The organism is Blautia sp. LMAG:89, assembly GCF_008679485.1.
GTDB classification, from domain to species: Bacteria; Bacillota; Clostridia; order Lachnospirales; family Lachnospiraceae; genus Blautia_A; species Blautia_A fusiformis.
Map to the genome: position 1 here is coordinate 144,197 of NZ_NANC01000007.1, position 18,121 is coordinate 162,317.

Annotated in this window: 15 protein-coding genes; 2 read left to right on the forward strand and 13 right to left on the reverse strand. The window is 45.4% G+C overall.

Features of this window, described 5'->3' with window-relative positions:
* Positions 1-3: 3 nt before the first annotated feature.
* From CCC70_RS10435 to ppdK, 6 genes are all read right to left on the reverse strand, one after another.
* Positions 4-591: an anthranilate synthase component II gene (locus CCC70_RS10435; protein ID WP_044961185.1), complete on the reverse strand. Its 588-nt coding sequence runs from the start codon at positions 589-591 to the stop codon at positions 4-6.
* Between the two features lie 152 nt (positions 592-743).
* Positions 744-953 (reverse strand): DUF1858 domain-containing protein, encoded by a 210-nt coding sequence (locus tag CCC70_RS10440; protein WP_021650997.1) that lies wholly within the window; start codon positions 951-953, stop codon positions 744-746.
* Between the two features lie 144 nt (positions 954-1,097).
* A complete protein-coding gene (locus CCC70_RS10445; RefSeq protein WP_021650998.1) occupies positions 1,098-2,435 on the reverse strand; it encodes an MATE family efflux transporter in 1,338 nt (445 codons plus the stop codon).
* A 62-nt stretch (positions 2,436-2,497) separates the two neighbouring features.
* Positions 2,498-2,962, reverse strand: coding sequence for a GtrA family protein (locus tag CCC70_RS10450; RefSeq protein WP_015525821.1), 465 nt, complete (start codon positions 2,960-2,962; stop codon positions 2,498-2,500).
* 141 nt (positions 2,963-3,103) lie between these two features.
* Positions 3,104-4,156 carry a 16S rRNA (cytosine(1402)-N(4))-methyltransferase RsmH gene (rsmH, locus tag CCC70_RS10455; RefSeq protein ID WP_129974628.1) on the reverse strand — a complete coding sequence of 351 codons (1,053 nt, stop codon included), beginning with the start codon at positions 4,154-4,156 and terminating at the stop codon, positions 3,104-3,106.
* 195 nt (positions 4,157-4,351) lie between these two features.
* On the reverse strand, positions 4,352-6,982 hold the full coding sequence (gene ppdK / locus CCC70_RS10460; protein ID WP_015525819.1) for a pyruvate, phosphate dikinase: 2,631 nt from the start codon (positions 6,980-6,982) through the stop codon (positions 4,352-4,354).
* Positions 6,983-7,253: 271 nt separating this feature from the next.
* Between ppdK and CCC70_RS10465 the strand changes: the two genes are divergently transcribed.
* A complete protein-coding gene (locus CCC70_RS10465) occupies positions 7,254-8,132 on the forward strand; it encodes an aldose 1-epimerase family protein (protein ID WP_270391192.1) in 879 nt (292 codons plus the stop codon).
* 89 nt (positions 8,133-8,221) lie between these two features.
* Here the strand turns inward: CCC70_RS10465 and CCC70_RS10470 are convergent, their stop codons facing one another.
* The 4 genes from CCC70_RS10470 to CCC70_RS10485 are packed head-to-tail and all read right to left on the reverse strand — an operon-like array spanning position 8,222 to position 13,448.
* Positions 8,222-10,402: an alpha-galactosidase gene (locus tag CCC70_RS10470; protein WP_270391193.1), complete on the reverse strand. Its 2,181-nt coding sequence runs from the start codon at positions 10,400-10,402 to the stop codon at positions 8,222-8,224.
* 27 nt (positions 10,403-10,429) lie between these two features.
* A complete protein-coding gene (locus CCC70_RS10475) occupies positions 10,430-11,272 on the reverse strand; it encodes a carbohydrate ABC transporter permease (RefSeq protein WP_015525816.1) in 843 nt (280 codons plus the stop codon).
* A complete protein-coding gene (locus CCC70_RS10480) occupies positions 11,272-12,150 on the reverse strand; it encodes a carbohydrate ABC transporter permease (RefSeq protein ID WP_021651005.1) in 879 nt (292 codons plus the stop codon). Before CCC70_RS10480 ends, CCC70_RS10475 begins: the two co-directional genes overlap by 1 nt.
* A 2-nt stretch (positions 12,151-12,152) precedes the next feature.
* A complete protein-coding gene (locus CCC70_RS10485) occupies positions 12,153-13,448 on the reverse strand; it encodes an ABC transporter substrate-binding protein (protein WP_118062591.1) in 1,296 nt (431 codons plus the stop codon).
* A gap of 462 nt (positions 13,449-13,910) precedes the next feature.
* Here CCC70_RS10485 and CCC70_RS10490 point away from each other — a divergent pair, with 462 nt between their 5' ends.
* Positions 13,911-14,783, forward strand: a complete 873-nt coding sequence (locus tag CCC70_RS10490) for an AraC family transcriptional regulator (RefSeq protein WP_022426301.1) — start codon at positions 13,911-13,913, stop codon at positions 14,781-14,783.
* A 31-nt stretch (positions 14,784-14,814) separates the two neighbouring features.
* On the opposite strand, the gene CCC70_RS10495 is transcribed toward CCC70_RS10490, so the two are convergent.
* The 3 genes from CCC70_RS10495 to era all read right to left on the reverse strand — a co-directional run bounded on the left by CCC70_RS10495 (position 14,815) and on the right by era (position 18,072).
* Positions 14,815-16,209 (reverse strand): glycine--tRNA ligase, encoded by a 1,395-nt coding sequence (locus CCC70_RS10495; RefSeq protein WP_092069375.1) that lies wholly within the window; start codon positions 16,207-16,209, stop codon positions 14,815-14,817.
* Positions 16,210-16,402: 193 nt separating this feature from the next.
* The gene (recO, locus tag CCC70_RS10500; RefSeq protein WP_270391195.1) at positions 16,403-17,161 is read right to left on the reverse strand and encodes a DNA repair protein RecO; all 759 of its coding nucleotides are present in this window, start codon (positions 17,159-17,161) and stop codon (positions 16,403-16,405) included.
* Positions 17,162-17,163: 2 nt separating this feature from the next.
* Positions 17,164-18,072 carry a GTPase Era gene (gene era, locus CCC70_RS10505; RefSeq protein ID WP_015525809.1) on the reverse strand — a complete coding sequence of 303 codons (909 nt, stop codon included), beginning with the start codon at positions 18,070-18,072 and terminating at the stop codon, positions 17,164-17,166.
* Between the last annotated feature and the right edge of the window lie 49 nt (positions 18,073-18,121).

The window sequence follows — 18,121 nt, forward strand, 5'->3', positions numbered from 1 at the left end:
TTTTTACTCCTCCTTCTGAAAATTCTCCGCGATCCTGCAAAAATTCTCAAGAAGCTCATGTCCATATTCCGTAAGAACGGCTTCCGGATGGAATTGCACACCATAGATAGGCAATGCTTTATGGGAAATTCCCATAACAGCACCATCATCAGAAAGCGCATCCACCTGATACTCCTCCGGAATGCTGTCTTCCCGCACGATCAGGGAATGGTATCTTGTCACCTTGTATTTCTCAGGCAGGCCTGCAAACACTCCTGTTCCGTGGTTGTGGATCTCTGTTACTTTTCCGTGCATAGGACACACTCCCTTTTCCACTACTGCTCCCGCACAGTGGCCAATCACCTGATGGCCCAGACAGACACCAAGAACAGGAATCCTTCCCTGAAATCTTTTTACGGTATCTACGCAGAGCTTCGCATCCCAGGGACGCTTCGGTCCCGGAGAAAGGATGATTCCTTCCGGGTTCAGCTCTTCCAGCTCCTCCAGGGTGATCTCGTCGCAGCGTCTGACCAGGATCTCTCTTCCAAGCTCCTGAAAATATGCCTTGAGATTATAAACAAATGAATCGAAATTATCGATCATCACATACATGCTTTTTTCCTCCATATCAAGCAGATATTTAAGACTCTCTTTATCGTCTGCTCACAAAAAAAGGGATAACGACGGCATGCCAAAAAGACATGCACAGTCGTTATCCCTTGCGGTCCGTAATCTGTACGTTCTAATATAAATTGTACTGCTGATTATTTCTGCTTCTTGGTTTCCTCATAATGATGGATGTCTGCCAGTACAGCGTTTACATCAAGTCCGTGTACCATACATGCCTCCTCAAGAGACTCACCGATAGAAGACGGACAGCCGATGCAGTGCATTCCTTCCTGCATAAGAATGTATGCGATCTTCTCATCGTATGCAAGCATCTCGCCCATTGTTGTTTCCTTTGTGATTTCCATGATCTATATTCTCCCTTCTGGATCTGTAATCTTACCCGGAATCCCGGTTTCCTGGTTTTTTCCGCAGTTATAATATCATTATAACTGTATCTTCCATAATTGCAAGCCTAAATTTATTCTTTTCATTTTCTGTATTATACCCACTCAGGCAGCAGTTTCCTTTTTTCCCCTGCTCCACTTTTTCATCACATAAATATAATACGGGATCAGAGGGATCAGCGCTGCGATCCATGCGGCAGGATCTGCCAGACATACACCTGCAAAACTTGTTTTTCCTGCAACAAACATAACGATCGCACTTCTTGCCGCCAGTTCAAACACACCGCCCAGCATGGGAACCAAGCCATATCCCAGTCCCTGAAGTCCGTTTCGGTAGAGGAAGATACTTCCAAGGAACGGATATGCCCAGAATACCGTATGAAAATAAGTAACAGAAACATTAATAACATCCGTCTGGGATTTGTCAATAAATAACCAAGTCATGTACTTTCCGAAAAAGAACATAATAATCATAGTGATCACACTCCAGATCAGGATCATGATCTGGGTATATTTCATTCCTGCTTTTACACGGTCCATCTTTCCGGCGCCCCGGTTCTGTCCTACATAGGTTGCCATCGTCGCACCAAAAGCTACAAATACAGTTGCAATGATATTCTGTATTTTTCCCGCAGCGGAAAATCCTGCCATATATACAGAACCGTAAATATTTACCGCACCCTGCACAATAATGGTTCCGATTGCTGTGATGGAAAACTGAAGTCCCATGGGAATACCAAGGGCCAGCAGATAACGGAAGCTGGTAAAAGAAACTTCAAAGTTTTCTTTCTTCAGATGCAGGATCGGGAACTTTTTGATAATATAGATCAGGCAGCAGACTGCGGAAATTGCCTGCGCGATAACCGTAGCATAGGCACAGCCTTCCACTCCCATCCCGATTTTTACAATAAACAGAATATCCAGGAACACATTGATCACTGCCGAAATGATCAGAAAATACAGCGGAGATTTTGAATCTCCAAGTGCACGGAGAAACGCTGCCAGTGAATTATATGCCGCTGTTACGATCAGGCCTGCATAAATAATTCCCATATATCCCTTCACAGATCCCATCAGATCCTCCGGTGAATTCATCAACCGCAGAATCGGTTCATTCAAAGCCTCAAAGCCAATGGTCATCACAATGGCAAAGGCTGCTGCCAGATAAATGGACATAGCTACGTAATGACGCATCTTATCATATTGCTTCGCCCCGAACCACTGGGATACCAGAATGGCAAAGCCACTGCTCAGTCCGTTAAGCCATCCGGTAACAAAAAACATCAGTGAACCGGTGCTTCCGATTGCAGCCAGCGCATCTACTCCCAGGAACTGACCCGCAACAATGGAATCCGCAATGTTATAAAACTGCTGAAAAATATTTCCGAGACACATGGGAATCATAAAGCGGATGATCAGGCTCACCGGATTTCCCACGGTCATATCATTGGTCTTGTCCTTTGTCAATTTCAGTCCAACTCCTTTTCCACAAATATAACTATCTTTTATTTTTTAAAAACAATCAATTTACTGATCACATAATTCAATACGATCACAACCACCTGAGCAACAAGTTTCACTGCCATGCTGTTAAATCCAAGCCAGGTGATAAATACCGCAAGGATTGCTTCCTCCACAATCAGAGTAAAGAGCCGTCCTCCGAAAAACGAAGCCATCTGCTTTAAAAATCCGGCGGCGGAATCCACCTGCCCGTCAAATACCCATGTCCTGTTTGTAAAATACTGGAACAGTACGCAGACCACCCAGCAGATCACATTGGCGATCAGCGCATTCATGCCCAGGCCCTTATCCAGCCATGCATACAACGCAATGTTCAGAAAAAATGTGAGCCCTCCAAAGAACAGATACATCAGAACTTCCTTATGTTTCTTATAAAAAGGTTCAAATATATTCAGCACCGGAAGATGCATCAGTTTATCAAAAATGTCCTTCTTTTCCTCCACATCCATATCCTTTCTCCTATTCAGTTTAAGCCGTAGCTTTATCATATGTAAACTTATATAACATAGCAAAAAAAATCCCGAATGTCAACGCATTCCAGGATTTTTCTGTTTCTGTATTTGTATCAGAACTGCTCTTTCACTCTTCACTCAGGCCTTCACAGCCCAGCGCATCTTCGTGGATCTGGCGCGCCCATTCTGTGCACATTCCTGTGCGGAAGGACGGATCACATCTTTTGAATAGTCGGAATAGATGCCGTCTTTATAACCCTGCTTTAAGGCTTTCTTTACCAGCTTGTCCTCTCCGGAATGGAAGGTAAGGATTGCTACACGGCCGCCTGGCTTCAGCGCTCCGGGAAGTTTTTCCATAAAATCATAAAGGACCTCGAATTCCCGGTTCACATCAATACGCAGTGCCTGGAAAACTCTCTGGCATGTTTTTTTCACCGTGTCTTTCCTCTCTTTTTCAGGAAGGAAAGACAATGTCTTCTCAATGACTTCACGAAGCTTCGTAGTGGTATCTATGTGGTTTCCTCTTCGGATCTCATCTGTGATGGCCTTCGCGATCTCCTCACAGTACGGCTCATCGGAATTCTCATCCAGCATTCCGGCAAGCTCTTCTCTTGAAATGGTATCCAGACGCTGTGCTGCGCTGATTCCGGTTTCCTGGTTCAGCCTTAAATCCAGAGGACCATCCACCTTAAAGGAAAACCCTCTCTTGGGATTGTCGATCTGCATAGAAGACACCCCAAGATCCGCAAGGATAAAATCAAAGCCTCCAACTTCCTCTGCGATCTCATCAATGGTGCAGAAATTCTGGAGTTTAATCGTCAGGATATCTTCTCCGAATCCCTGCTCTGCCAGACGTTTTCTTGTCTTGGCAGATTCTTCCGGGTCCACATCCGTGGCGTACATGTGTCCCTGACCTCTCAGACATTCCAGCATGGCCTTTGTATGCCCACCGTAACCAAGTGTAGCATCAAATCCAACCTGTCCCGGCCTGATCTCCAAAAAATCAATGATCTCTTTTACCATAATGGAAATATGCATTCCAGCCGGTGTGTTTCCCTTGCTGATCACATGTTCAATGGTATCCTTATACTTTTCAGGCTGAAGCTCTTTATATTTCTCCTCGAATTTCTTCGGATATTTTCCTTTATATCGTACACGTCTCTTATGAGGTGTCTGTGATTCCTGATTCATAAAATTCTCCTTATCCTCCGGCTTTATCTGCCCTGTTTCTTTCATGATACCATGAATCCTATTTTTCGTAAACCGTCGGAATACTTCAAAAAATATCATAAAGAAAAAAAAGCCTCTGACAATCTGTATTTCTACAGACTGCCAGAAGCTTTATATATGCTCAGACTGAAACTTCAGCCTGAAATGTATTCTTACTTATGCGTTCTTCTTAGCGATTGCTGCCTGTGCTGCTGCAAGACGAGCGATCGGTACACGGAACGGTGAGCAGGATACATAGTCAAGTCCGATCTCGTTGCAGAACTCTACGGAAGACGGATCTCCGCCGTGCTCACCGCAGATACCTACGTGAAGTTTCGGGTTAACCGGTTTTCCAAGCTCGATAGCCATCTTCATAAGTTTGCCGACACCTGTCTGGTCAAGCTTAGCAAATGGATCGTTCTCGAAGATCTTAGCATCATAGTATGCGTTAAGGAACTTACCAGCATCATCACGGGAGAATCCGTATGTCATCTGTGTAAGGTCGTTTGTACCGAAGCAGAAGAAGTCAGCCTCTTTAGCGATATCATCAGCTGTAAGAGCTGCTCTCGGGATCTCGATCATAGTACCAACCTCGTACTCAAGGTCAGAACCTGCTGCTTTGATCTCAGCATCTGCTGTCTCTACAACGAATTTCTTAACATATTTAAGCTCTTTGATGTCACCAACAAGCGGAATCATGATCTCCGGTTTGATGTTCCAATCCGGATGATTCTTCTTAACGTTGATAGCTGCGCGGATAACAGCGCTTGTCTGCATCTTAGCAATCTCTGGATAAGTAACAGCAAGACGGCATCCACGATGTCCCATCATCGGGTTGAACTCGTGAAGGGAAGCGATGATTGTCTTGATCTGCTCTACAGTCTTGCCCTGAGCGTCAGCCAGTTTCTTGATGTCCTCTTCCTCTGTAGGAACGAACTCATGAAGTGGCGGATCAAGGAAACGAATTGTTACAGGATTTCCTTCAAGTGCCTCATAGAGTTTCTCGAAGTCTCCCTGCTGCTCCGGAAGGATCTTAGCAAGTGCTGCTTCTCTCTCCTCTACTGTCTCAGAGCAGATCATCTCACGGAATGCATCAATTCTGTTGCCCTCAAAGAACATATGCTCTGTACGGCAAAGACCAATTCCCTCTGCACCAAGCTCACGAGCTTTCTTAGCATCAGCAGGAGTATCAGCGTTTGTACGAACCTTCATTGTTCTGTACTTGTCAGCCCATCCCATGATACGTCCGAACTCACCAGCGATCTTAGCATCTACAGTCGGGATAAGTCCGTCATAGATGTTACCTGTTGTACCATCAATGGAGATTGCATCTCCTTCATGGAACTCTTTACCAGCAAGTGTGAATTTCTTGTTCTCCTCATCCATAGCGATATCGCCGCATCCGGATACACAGCAGGATCCCATACCACGAGCAACTACAGCTGCGTGAGATGTCATACCACCACGAACTGTCAGGATACCCTGAGCAGCTTTCATACCTGTGATATCCTCTGGGGATGTCTCAAGACGAACAAGAACAACTTTCTCTCCTCTTGCAGCCCACTCAACAGCGTCCTCTGCAGAGAATACGATCTTACCGCAAGCAGCTCCTGGAGAAGCACCAAGACCTTTACCCATCGGTGTAGCAGCTTTAAGAGCAGCTGCATCGAACTGCGGATGAAGAAGTGTATCAAGGTTACGAGGATCGATCATTGCAACAGCCTCTTCCTCAGTTCTCATTCCCTCATCAACGAGGTCACAAGCGATCTTAAGAGCAGCCTGTGCAGTTCTCTTACCATTACGTGTCTGAAGCATATACAGTTTACCATGCTCTACAGTAAACTCCATATCCTGCATGTCTCTGTAATGTTTCTCAAGAGTCTCGCAAACCTGTTTGAACTGTACGAATGCTTCCGGGAACTTCTGCTCCATCTCGGAGATGTGCATAGGTGTACGAACACCAGCAACTACGTCCTCGCCCTGTGCATTGGTAAGGAACTCACCGAACAGACCGTTAGCACCTGTAGCAGGGTCACGTGTGAAGGCAACACCTGTACCACAGTCATCACCCATGTTACCGAATGCCATCATCTGTACGTTAACAGCTGTACCCCAGGAATATGGGATATCGTTGTCACGACGATATACGTTCGCACGTGGGTTGTCCCAGGAACGGAATACGGCTTTGATTGCGCCTACCAGCTGCTCCTTCGGATCAGTTGGGAAATCAGAACCGATTTTGGATTTATACTCAGCTTTGAACTGGTCAGCAAGCTCATGCAGGTCAGCAGCTGTAAGCTCAACGTCCTGCTTAACACCTCTCTTAGCTTTCATCTCATCGATGAGCTCCTCGAAGTATTTCTTACCAACTTCCATAACTACGTCAGAGTACATCTGGATGAATCTTCTGTAGCAGTCCCAAGCCCAACGCTCATTGCCGGATTTCTCAGCAAGAGTGTTAACAACTTCTTCATTTAAACCAAGGTTGAGGATTGTGTCCATCATACCTGGCATAGATGCTCTCGCACCAGAACGAACGGATACAAGCAGAGGATTTTCTTTGTCACCGAATTTCTTACCGGTAACTCCTTCCATCTTGGTAATTGCTTCCATGATCTGAGCCATGATCTCATCGTTGATGGATCTGCCATCCTCGTAGTACTGTGTGCAGGCCTCTGTTGTGATTGTGAAGCCCTGCGGTACAGGAAGACCGAGGTTTGTCATCTCAGCAAGGTTGGCACCTTTGCCGCCCAGAAGATTTCTCATAGTAGCATTACCTTCTGTAAACATGTAAACCCATTTTGCCATTTTACATTTTCCTCCTAATTATTGTTCTTTAAAACATAAAAAATGTATGTTTTCTACGCACATAATTATTTTATAGATTTATCCTTCATTAGTCAAGGTTATTCTTCCAAAAAACAGCAATTTCTCTTGTGAAATATGACAGATTTTCCAGTTATATTTTTCACAGATTGTATTTTTCTCGTTATCATCTGAAAAATGTGCTAAAATAGAAAAAAACATGCAGCAATTCCGAGGTAATATTACCCGAATGCTGTCATACAGGAGGTTTATCATGACACGAACGATTGAAAATAGCTTTCTTAAGATTTCCGTTTCCGATCACGGTGCTGAACTCACCGGCATCTATGACAAGACTAATGACAGGGAGATCCTCTGGCAGGCAGATCCGGCTTACTGGAAACGCCATGCGCCTGTACTTTTTCCCAACGTGGGACGTAACTACAAAGATATCTGGCGTCTGAACGGAAAGGAATATCCTTCCAGACAGCACGGCTTTGCAAGGGACAGCGATTTTATCTGCACGGATATCACCGATACTTCCCTTTCCTTTGTCCTTAAGTCCTCTGAAGAAACCTTGAATGTTTATCCGTTTGCTTTCGCTCTGAAGATCACCTACACTCTGAAGAAGCACGACCTGGAAGTATGCTGGGAAGTAGTTAATAATGATTCTGAAACTATGTATTTTACCATCGGCGGCCATCCGGCATTCCGTGTTCCGGTACGTGAAGGCGAATCCCAGAGTGATTACCGTCTTGCTTTTGAAGGCCTGGACACTCTTACCTATCTCCTTATCGATACGTCTGTAGGAACAGTCCTTGCTGACGAGCCACATACACTTTCCCTTGAAAACGGAACCTGTTCCATTGCTCCTCATATGTTTGATAAAGATGCTCTTGTTTTTGATAACGGCCAGATCCAAAAGGCCGGTATCCTCTTCCCGGACGGAACTCCATATCTGACACTTACCAGTGAGGGCTTCCCGAATTTCGGTATCTGGTCCGTACCCGGTGCTCCCTTCGTATGCCTGGAGCCGTGGATGGGACGCTGTGATGACTGTGGTTTTGAAAAGCCTCTTTCCGAAAAAGCAAATATCAATGTGCTGAAACCGGATGAGGAATTTATCAAGAGCTATCAGATCACCGTACACTAAGCTATGATAAAAAAGATCCGCCATACATCGGCTTTTTCAGCTGTCTGTATGACGGATCCTTTTATTTATCTTACTGTCTCAATACGCTCTTATTCTCTCACAAAATGATACTGATAAGCTCTGTACTCCCCAAACTCTGCAGGAAGCGGCATTCCACCATGCATCAGAGCAGCTCCGGAATAGATCCTGCCGGTAGCCTGTTCCTTATACAGAGCACTCTCATCAAGGCCACGAAGCTGCACATAATTCACAGTCATGTTTCCATGGATCTCCTCCATGACAACATTGAGCAGAACTTCTTCCTGAGAATTTCCAACGATCTCCCATGCACAGATCTCACTCTTAAACGGATCTGTCAGGCGATAGTATCGTCCATTCTGGATCAGTGGCGCATATTTACGGAATTCCCCGATCTGGCTGCGGACCTCGTCTTTTTCTTCCTCAGTCAGCTTCAGAAGATCCAGCTCGTAGCCGAAGGTTCCGGACATGGCAACCACACCTCTGGTATGTAACGGGGTGATCCTTCCTGTCTGATGGTTCGGCACTGCAGACACATGTGCTCCCATGGCCGATACCGGATATCCGAAGGAAGTGCCATACTGGATCCGAAGCCTGTCAATAGCATCAGAGTTGTCGCTGCACCAGATCTGCGGTGTGTAATACAGCATGCCTGCGTCAAATCTTCCGCCACCGCCGCTGCAGCCCTCGATCAGAAGATCCGGATAACGGTTCACCATACGGTCCAGAAAATCGTACAATCCCAGGACATAATCATACATTACACGTCCCTGATCCTTAGTCATTACGGAAAATACATCCATCAGGCTTCGATTCATGTCCCATTTAACGTACTCAATATTGGCATTATCCAATACCGCACTGATCTGTCCGAAGATTCCGTCTACAACTTCTTTTCTGGAAAAATCAAGTACCAGCTGATTTCTGGACCTCACTGGTTTTCTTCCCGGAATCGTAAGTGCCCAGTCCGGATGCTCGCGGTAAAGATCACTGTCCTCAGAGATCATCTCCGGCTCGACCCAGATACCGAATTTCACTCCGAGGTCATTGACTCTTTTTACCAGTCCGCCGAGAGTCTCTCCAAGCTTCTTCTCATTGACATACCAGTCCCCAAGACCACTGTTGTCATCGTCACGTTTTCCAAACCAACCGTCATCCAGAACCAGCATATCGATACCAAGGCTCTTTGCCTCTTTTGCCAGATTATATAAAGTCTCCCCTGTAAAATCAAAATATGCTGCCTCCCAGCTGTTTACCAGTACCGGACGAATCGCTGTTTTATATTTGCCGCGGCAGATATGGTGACGGATGCAGCTGTGCAGATTCTGGGAAAGACGGTTCATTCCCTGATCTGTGTAGCTTAAGATCACCTCAGGCGCATAGAAGGTCTCCCCGGCTTCCAGCGGATACCGGAAGCACTCCTCCTGTACACCAAGGAGCATTCTTGTCTGATTGTACTGATCCTTCAGAACCTCACCCTGGAAATTTCCACTGTATACAAAGGACATAGCATAGCAACCTCCATGATCCTCTGTAGTGTCCTTTTCTGCCAGGATCATCATCGGATTATACTGATGGCTGGATGTACCACGGACACTGCCGATCATCTGACTTCCGTGTGCTACCGGAACCCTCTGCAGATTCCGTTCCATGGCATGTCTTCCGTAAAAAGTAAGCAGGTCATAATCTCCGTAAAGAAAATCCAGTTCTGCGGACATCACCTTGTTCACATAGATCTTCTCACTGCTCTGATTACGGACATAGACGCTTCTCGTAATGATATCCAGTTCCGGAAGTACACCGTAAAGAAGCATGGCCTCCACGCCGGTAGCCGGATCCTCCAGTGCGATCTCCAGAGTCTGTGCCTCATCGTTCTCCGCATAAACAGCCGGAAGCCCCGGAAGGCTGTATTTACCGTCACGGATAGTATAGTTCTTGTAACGCATATCACAGCTCATGCTTCCGTCACCGTTTTCCAGCATCAGTGATGCACTGCGGAAATCTCCGTTTCCGTAGCAGGAAAGCTCCTGTGGAAGAGAGTCCATGGAATAGGTTCTGTCTGTTCCCGCATCATAGGGATTTCCGGAAAATCCTCTGTCATAGTAAGTCAGAAGATAATCCATGCAGCCTTCTGCCTTTTTACCATAATAGAGATGAAGAAGAAATCCGTACTGATCCACCTGCATCTGATATGTAGTTTCTTTTGTCTGCAGGGTAAACGTTCTGTCTTTCTCGCAGTAGATGATTCCCATATGTGAATCCTCCTTTTTCTTGTGTTTTTATTTTACGGCACCGTTTACAACACCATTTAAAATGTGCTTCTGGCAGATCAGATAAAACAGAAGGATCGGAAGCAGTGCCAGCAGATAAGAGGCAAACGCAAGGTTATAGTTTGTTCCGAACTGAGTCTGGAAATTCAGCTGTGCCAGAGGCAATGTGGTTCCACCCGTAGATCCGGACATGATAACCAATGGAGTCATAACATCATTCCAGGTTCCAAGTGCTGTCAGAACTGCCACTGTGGCATGCATCGGCTTCATGATCGGAAAGATGATCTTCCAATATGTTTTCCAGGTGCTGGCTCCATCCACACAGGCAGCCTCCTCAAGGGCCATTGGAATGTTTGTCAGATATCCGGAATAAAGAAGCACGTTCATAGGCATATAAAATACCGTATAAAGAATGATCACACCGACTTTGTTATCAAGGCCCATCTCAGCAGTCTGCTTTACAAGCGGCATCATCAGGATAGCAAACGGAACAAACATACCGCTCACTACATAGAGATAGATAAATTTATAAAATTTACTTCTCTTGTTTCTGGCTATAGCATAACCTAAAAGTGAATGAATTACAATAGCAAGAACCACTGTGATCACAGTGATCAATACACTGTTTCCAAGAGAATGCCAGAAGTCTGTTACCTCCATAGCTTCCCTGAAATTGGCAAGACTGAATTTCTCTGGCAGAGACAGGATCCCGGCTACACTGTTGGTCATCTCTGTCGGCTGCTTGAATGCGATCACAATTGTCATATAAAGCGGAAATACCACTGTGATAAGGCCAAGGATCAGAAGGATCGTTACCGGCCAGTTCGCTTTTTCTCTTACTTTCGTTTTCATTACAGCTGCTCCTCCTTTTTCCCTGTGATAGTCAACTGCATTGCAGAAATGATCACGATCACAATAAAGAATATAACCGCATTGGCACTCTGGAATCCAAACTGACCGCCACTCATACCATTGTTATAGATCAGATAGGAAATGGATTCTGTACTCTGTGCAGGACCACCCTTTGTCAAAGCCATGATCTGATCAAATACCATCAGGAAGTTTTTCACACAGAGAACCATGTTGATGCTGAAAAACGGAACGATCAGCGGGAATGTCAGGTAACGGAACTTACTGAATCCGGTAGCACCATCAATAGCGCCTGCCTCGTATACATCCTCCGGCACTGTCTGAAGACCGGAAATGTAGATGATCGTATTCATTGCAATGGACTGCCATGCACACACGATCACGATGGCAACCCATGCCAGGCTCGTACTGGAAAGCATGCTGGAAGACAATGTTTTATTTCCGACCATCTTTCCGAATGCAGGCAGGATATATGTAAAGAAATAATTGAAAATATATCCTACGACCAGTGCGCCAAGTACATTAGGAATAAAATAAGCTCCACGCAGTGCACTCTTGAAACGGATCTTGCTGTTCAGTCCAAGTGCCAGGATCAGGCTGAGTACATTCGTTACGATAGTTGCCACGATGGCCAGCTTAAAGGTAAACAGATAGGAACCGCCAACACGGCTGTCTGTAAAAAGATCCTTATAGTTTCGAAGTCCTACCCAGTCATAGCTTCCATAGCCTTTAAAGTTTGTAAAGCTGTAGATCACACCCTTGATCAGAGGCAGTGTGTTAAAGCAGAAAAATAATGCCACGATCGGAATGGTGATCAGAAGAAAGGTCAGCTTTCTTCCACTCATAGATTTTTTTCCCATGATCAGTTCTCTCCTTCCCCGTTCTTCTCCTCATAGTCCTGTACTTTACGGATAATGTCACGGTTATATCTTGTCCAGTCTGTATCAAATTTTTTCAGGAATGCATCTTTATCCTTTTTCATCAGGAAGGTCTGGATCTGTGCATCCACAGCCATCTCTGTAGGATAATAATGATCCTGGTAGTCGGCCATCCTTCCCTCTTCTATGTATTCCTTCATACCATCCAGAGTAGAGGGAAGTGTGAAATCACCCTCTTTACAGGGAACTGCCTTCTGGTCATCCAGATATGTCTGTATATTCTCATCCTCAAGAAGGAAATCCAGCACTTCATATGCAGCTTCCTTATTCTCACAGTCATCCATCACACAGAACTGAAGGTCAACTCCGGAATTCAGTTTGTTTTCTGACGGATCATTGCTTGCCGGTGTTACAAAAGAATCAATATCCATATCCGGATTTACACTCTGGATCTGCGGGATTGCATAGCTTCCGATGGGATACATGGCAGCCTCCCCTTTTGCAAAAGCGGTGCAGGCTCCATTGTAATCATAGGCAAAGGGATCATCCGGTCCATACTGGATAAGCTCCAGCATACGGTCTGCTACTTCCTTATACTCTTTTGCAAAAGTAGTGTTTCCCTGGTTTACCTGGCGGCATACATCGGCTGGTGCAAGATCTACCGCAATAGAATTCCACGGTGCAAGACAGGTCCAGGTATCTTTAAATCCGAAATAAAGCGGCTGGATACCTGCATCCTGGATTTCCTGGCAAAGGCTCATAAATTCATCCCATGTAGTCGGGATCTGCCATCCATGCTCCTTGAAAAGCTCACGGTTGTAAAGGATCCCGGCGGCATTGGCCACGTAAGGAACCGCATAGACTCCGTCTTCCGGAACAAATTCCAGCGCTTTATCGATTTCTTTATATGCATCTTTGATCGAATCCAGTCCCTGATAATCGGAAATATCCATCAGCATATCAGAATCAATAAAATTGGAAAAGTTTACATCTCCTCCGATTCCGATGATATCCGGATTATCCTCACGGATAAATCTTGTCTTCAATACGGTCATAGCATCGTTTGGTGATTCGATGGTAAGATGGATATCATCATGAGTGGCATTGAATTTTTCTTCCAGTTTTTCAAAGGCCTTGACCGCTTCCGGTTTATACTGCACAAGTTCGATCTCTGTCTTTCCACTGTCCTTTTTACCTGTGCTGCATCCGCTCAATGTAACGGAAGCTGCCATGGTAAAGGCAAGTCCCATACAGAGGATCCATTTACTTCTGTTGCGCATCTTGTTATGCTCCTTCCTTTTCCTTTTATTTGATAAGTCGGATATCACCCATTTAACTGATATGGCTATCCGGGTTCTCCAATACTTATTCTCTGGTTTCTTTTTTTCTGAAAGCTATTTTAACATAGCTTTATGCTTGCATAAATAGCAGTGTTTTTCTTGTTTTATATCAAAATGCAATTTTTCTCTGTCTTCATTAAAGTCCTCTAGCATTTTGATATATTTTACGCCTATATCACTACTTTTATCTAAAATTAGTATATTCCGAATTTATCGAAAATCAACAGGTTTCTCGAGAAACTTAATTTTCTCACAAAGTTTTATCGATTATCCTTCTCTTTTTAGTATATTTTACAGGCTGTTTTTGTAATTGCATTTTTATACATATGTTGAAGTTCCCTGCTGTTTTAATATATAATGTTACTGAAACCAGACAAAATCATACGCCTAAAGGATAAAAATATGAATGACCTTCTCTTCTCCGTTTTTCCAAATGAAAACTTTGTTGATATCGGACTATACCAATACGGCTGGGAGCACTGCGCTCCGGCACATTCATTCGGCCCGGCCGCACGAAACCATTATATTTTTCATTATGTGATCTCCGGTACCGGAACTCTGATGGCAGACAATTCCGCAGGAGAGACCATCACCTATCAGGTAAAAAGCGGCCAGGGTTTCATGCTTTTTCCCGGTCAGATCAACACCTACATTGCAGATACCGACTTTCCATGGGAGTACACCTGGGTGGAATTTGACGGGCTCCGGGCAAAAGAGATCGTGGAAACTGCAGGTTTAAGTCCGGACCATCCGGTCTATCACAGCCACTCTGCAGATCTCCGCCAGAAAATGATGGAGGAAATGCTTTATATCAGCCATAATTCCCAGGAATCACCCTTTCATCTTATCGGACATACCTGGCTTTTTCTGGATTACTTTATGCGCTCTACTGAAACTGTCCGCATGAAACAGGATGGAAGTATCCGTGATTTTTATATCAAGGAGGCGCTCTCTTTTATTGAACAGAATTTCCAGAATGATATTTCCATTGAGGATATCGCAGCCTGCTGCGGCCTGAACCGAAGCTACTTCGGTAAGATCTTCCACGACACCATCGGACGTTCTCCCCAGGAATTCCTGATCAGCTATCGCATGACCAAAGCTGCAGAACTTCTTAAGATCACAGCCCTGTCTATCGCAGATATCGGAAATGCAGTCGGATATCCCAATCAGCTGCATTTTTCCCGGGCTTTCAAAAATGTATACGGAATGTCGCCAAGAAACTGGCGGATGAAAAACAGACTTATTGAAAAAAAGCCTCCGGCCAGAAAATAACCGGAGGTTTTTTATTAAAAAATGTATTTACTTAAAATGTAAATTTATCAGCAAAGTATGCATCAAGCTCATCGATCTTCACACGTACCTGCTCCATAGTGTCACGGTCACGGACTGTAACTGCACCGTCATTCTCAGACTCGAAGTCATAAGTGATACAGAACGGAGTACCGATCTCATCCTGTCTGCGGTAACGTTTACCGATATTTCCACGGTCATCGTACTCACAGTTGTACTTCTTGGAAAGCTGCTGGTAGATCTTCTCAGCACCCTCGTTAAGCTTCTTGGAAAGCGGAAGCACACCGATCTTAACCGGTGCAAGTACCGGATGGAAATGAAGGACTGTACGGACATCGTTCTTCTCTTCATCCAGAACTTCCTCATCGTAAGCGCTGCAGAGGAAAGCAAGTACCATACGGTCTGCTCCAAGTGATGGCTCGATAACGTATGGGATATATTTCTGTTTCTTCTCATCATCAAAGTATGTGAGATCCTGGCCGGATACATTCTGATGCTGTGTCAGGTCATAATCTGTTCTGTCAGCGATTCCCCAGAGCTCACCCCATCCGAATGGGAAAAGGAATTCCACATCTGTGGTAGCCTTGCTGTAGAAGCTCAGCTCTTCCTTATCATGGTCACGGTAACGAACCTCATCATCCTTAAGTCCGAGAGCACTCAGCCAGTCAAGGCAGAACTTCTTCCAGTATGCAAACCACTCAAGATCTGTATCCGGCTCGCAGAAGAACTCAAGCTCCATCTGCTCAAACTCACGGGTACGGAATGTGAAGTTACCCGGTGTGATCTCGTTACGGAAGGATTTACCGATCTGGCCGATACCAAACGGGATCTTTTTACGAGATGTTCTCTGTACGTTCTTGAAGTTTACGAAAATACCCTGTGCAGTCTCCGGTCTTAAATATACAGTATTCTTGGCATCTTCGGTAACACCCTGGAATGTCTTGAACATCAGGTTGAACTGACGGATATCTGTGAAGTTGTGTTTACCACAGCTCGGGCATCCTACCTCGTGTTCTTTGATGAAGTCCATCATCTTCTCCTGGGACCATGCATCTACGCTTCCCTCAATGGCAATGTCATGCTCTGCACAAAAGTCCTCAATGAGCTTATCTGCACGGAAACGCTCGTGGCACTCTTTACAGTCCATAAGAGGATCAGAAAATCCACCAAGATGTCCGGAAGCGATCCATGTCTGCGGGTTCATAAGGATCGCACAGTCAACACCTACATTGTACGGAGACTCCTGAATGAATTTCTGCCACCATGCACGTTTTACGTTATTTTTAAGCTCTACACCGAGATTTCCATAATCCCATGTGTTTGCCAGGCCGCCGTAGATCTCGGAACCCGGGTAAACAAATCCTCTGGCTTTTGCAAGAGCTACGATCTTTTCCATTGTCTTTTCCATGATTTCTCTCCTCTTGACTTGCAGCTGTTCCGCCAAATGCGTCCGGAAAGCTCCGGAAAAAGCTGCTTTTTTACATTTTTGGTCTTATTATACTAGTATCCTCATGATTTTTCAAGGATATTTCCATTTGCATTGCATCCTGTCCTGCTTTTGAAAAATAAATCGTTACAGTTATTCCGCAGCTGGCAGGGATCTATCTCATCATTTCCAGGATCTCCAGACTTTTAAACCGCTTGTCTGTATTCAGCTCCGTATACCGGTAAATGTGGCGTTCCAGTTCCCGCAGCACATCATCCCGCACTGTAAACGTATACAGCTTTGCCAAGGGGGACACGGCTATGTAGCGCATGGCATACAGGGCAGCCGCTGAGATCCGTTTCCTGTCCATGGCCATCCTGCTGCAGTCTGCACACAGGATCCCATGCTCGTCCTGGGAGAAAAAAAGTTCTCCGGTTTCTTCCTCCGTAAGCTCTCTCCCGCAGCCCGCACACTGGAACAGCTGCGGCATCACGCCCTGGATCACCATAGTCCGCAGTTCATAGATACAGCGCACCAGCCGGTCTTCTATATGAGGATTCAAAATGGCTTTGATGGTCACATAGAGAAGATTCATCATCTCCTTCTCATCCGTTCCCTCTTTGCCAAAATAATCTGCCAGCTCCAGAAAATAATATCCATAGTAAACCCCCGGCTGCCGGGTGGCCAGCTCCACAAAATGATGCTGCACGCTGACCTGGTTCAGATTATAGCTTGTCCTTCCCTCATAAAGAGTAAAGTTTCCAAATACAAACGGGTTAGCTGCTGCCATGAACGGACTGTTCTGCCGTCTCGCTCCCTTGGCAAAAGCGGAGATCTTCCCCCTCTCTCTTGTGAGAAGGACGATCCGCTTGTCATAATCCCCTACCGGCATGGCAGAAAGTACCACTCCCTGTACGGTAATTAGATCGCTCATTTTCAGATTTCTTTCTTATCATATCCAAAGTTCTTGATCAGGAAATCACTGTCTCTCCAGTTCTTAGTCACCTTGACCCAGAGCTTTAGGTTTACCTTTGCTTCCAGCATACGCTCCAGCTCATAGCGGGCATTGCTTCCGATCTTTTTCAGCATGGCACCCTGTTTTCCGATGATGATGCCTTTGTGGGAATTACGCTCGCAGATGATGGTCGCATCAATATCTATGATGTTGCTTCTTCCCGGACGTTTCTTCATCCGGTCGATGGCAACGGCGATTCCGTGAGGGATCTCCTCATCCAGTGCATGCAGAGCCTTCTCACGGATGATCTCTGCGGCGATCTGGCGCTGAGGCTGGTCGGTAACTGTATCCTCATCATAGAACATCGGTCCGTACGGAAGATATTTGAAAATACTCGGGATGATATCCTGTGTGTTTTTTCCACGGAGGGCAGAACACGGAATGATCTCCGCGAAATCGCAGATCTTGCGGTAAGTATCGATGGCAGGAAGAAGTTCTTCTTTCTTTACGGTATCGATTTTGTTGATGATAAGGATCACAGGAACGCCCACCTTCTGCAGCTGCTCGGCAATGTGGCGCTCTCCCGCACCTACGAATGTGGATGGCTCCACCAGCCACATAATGGCATCTACTTCCTTCAGGGTTCTCTCCGCAACCTGTACCATGTATTCTCCAAGCTTGTTTTTTGCCTTGTGGATACCCGGTGTGTCCAAAAATACGATCTGTCCCTCATCACAGGTATACACGGTCTGTATCTTGTTTCTGGTTGTCTGTGGCTTGTTTGATGTGATGGCGATCTTCTGTCCGATAAGATGGTTCATCAGCGTGGATTTTCCAACATTCGGTCTTCCGATGATTGCAACAAAGCCTGATCTAAAATTATTATCCATTCTTTATCCTCTCATAATCCTTTCACAGCCTGCTATCCCATTTAACGGA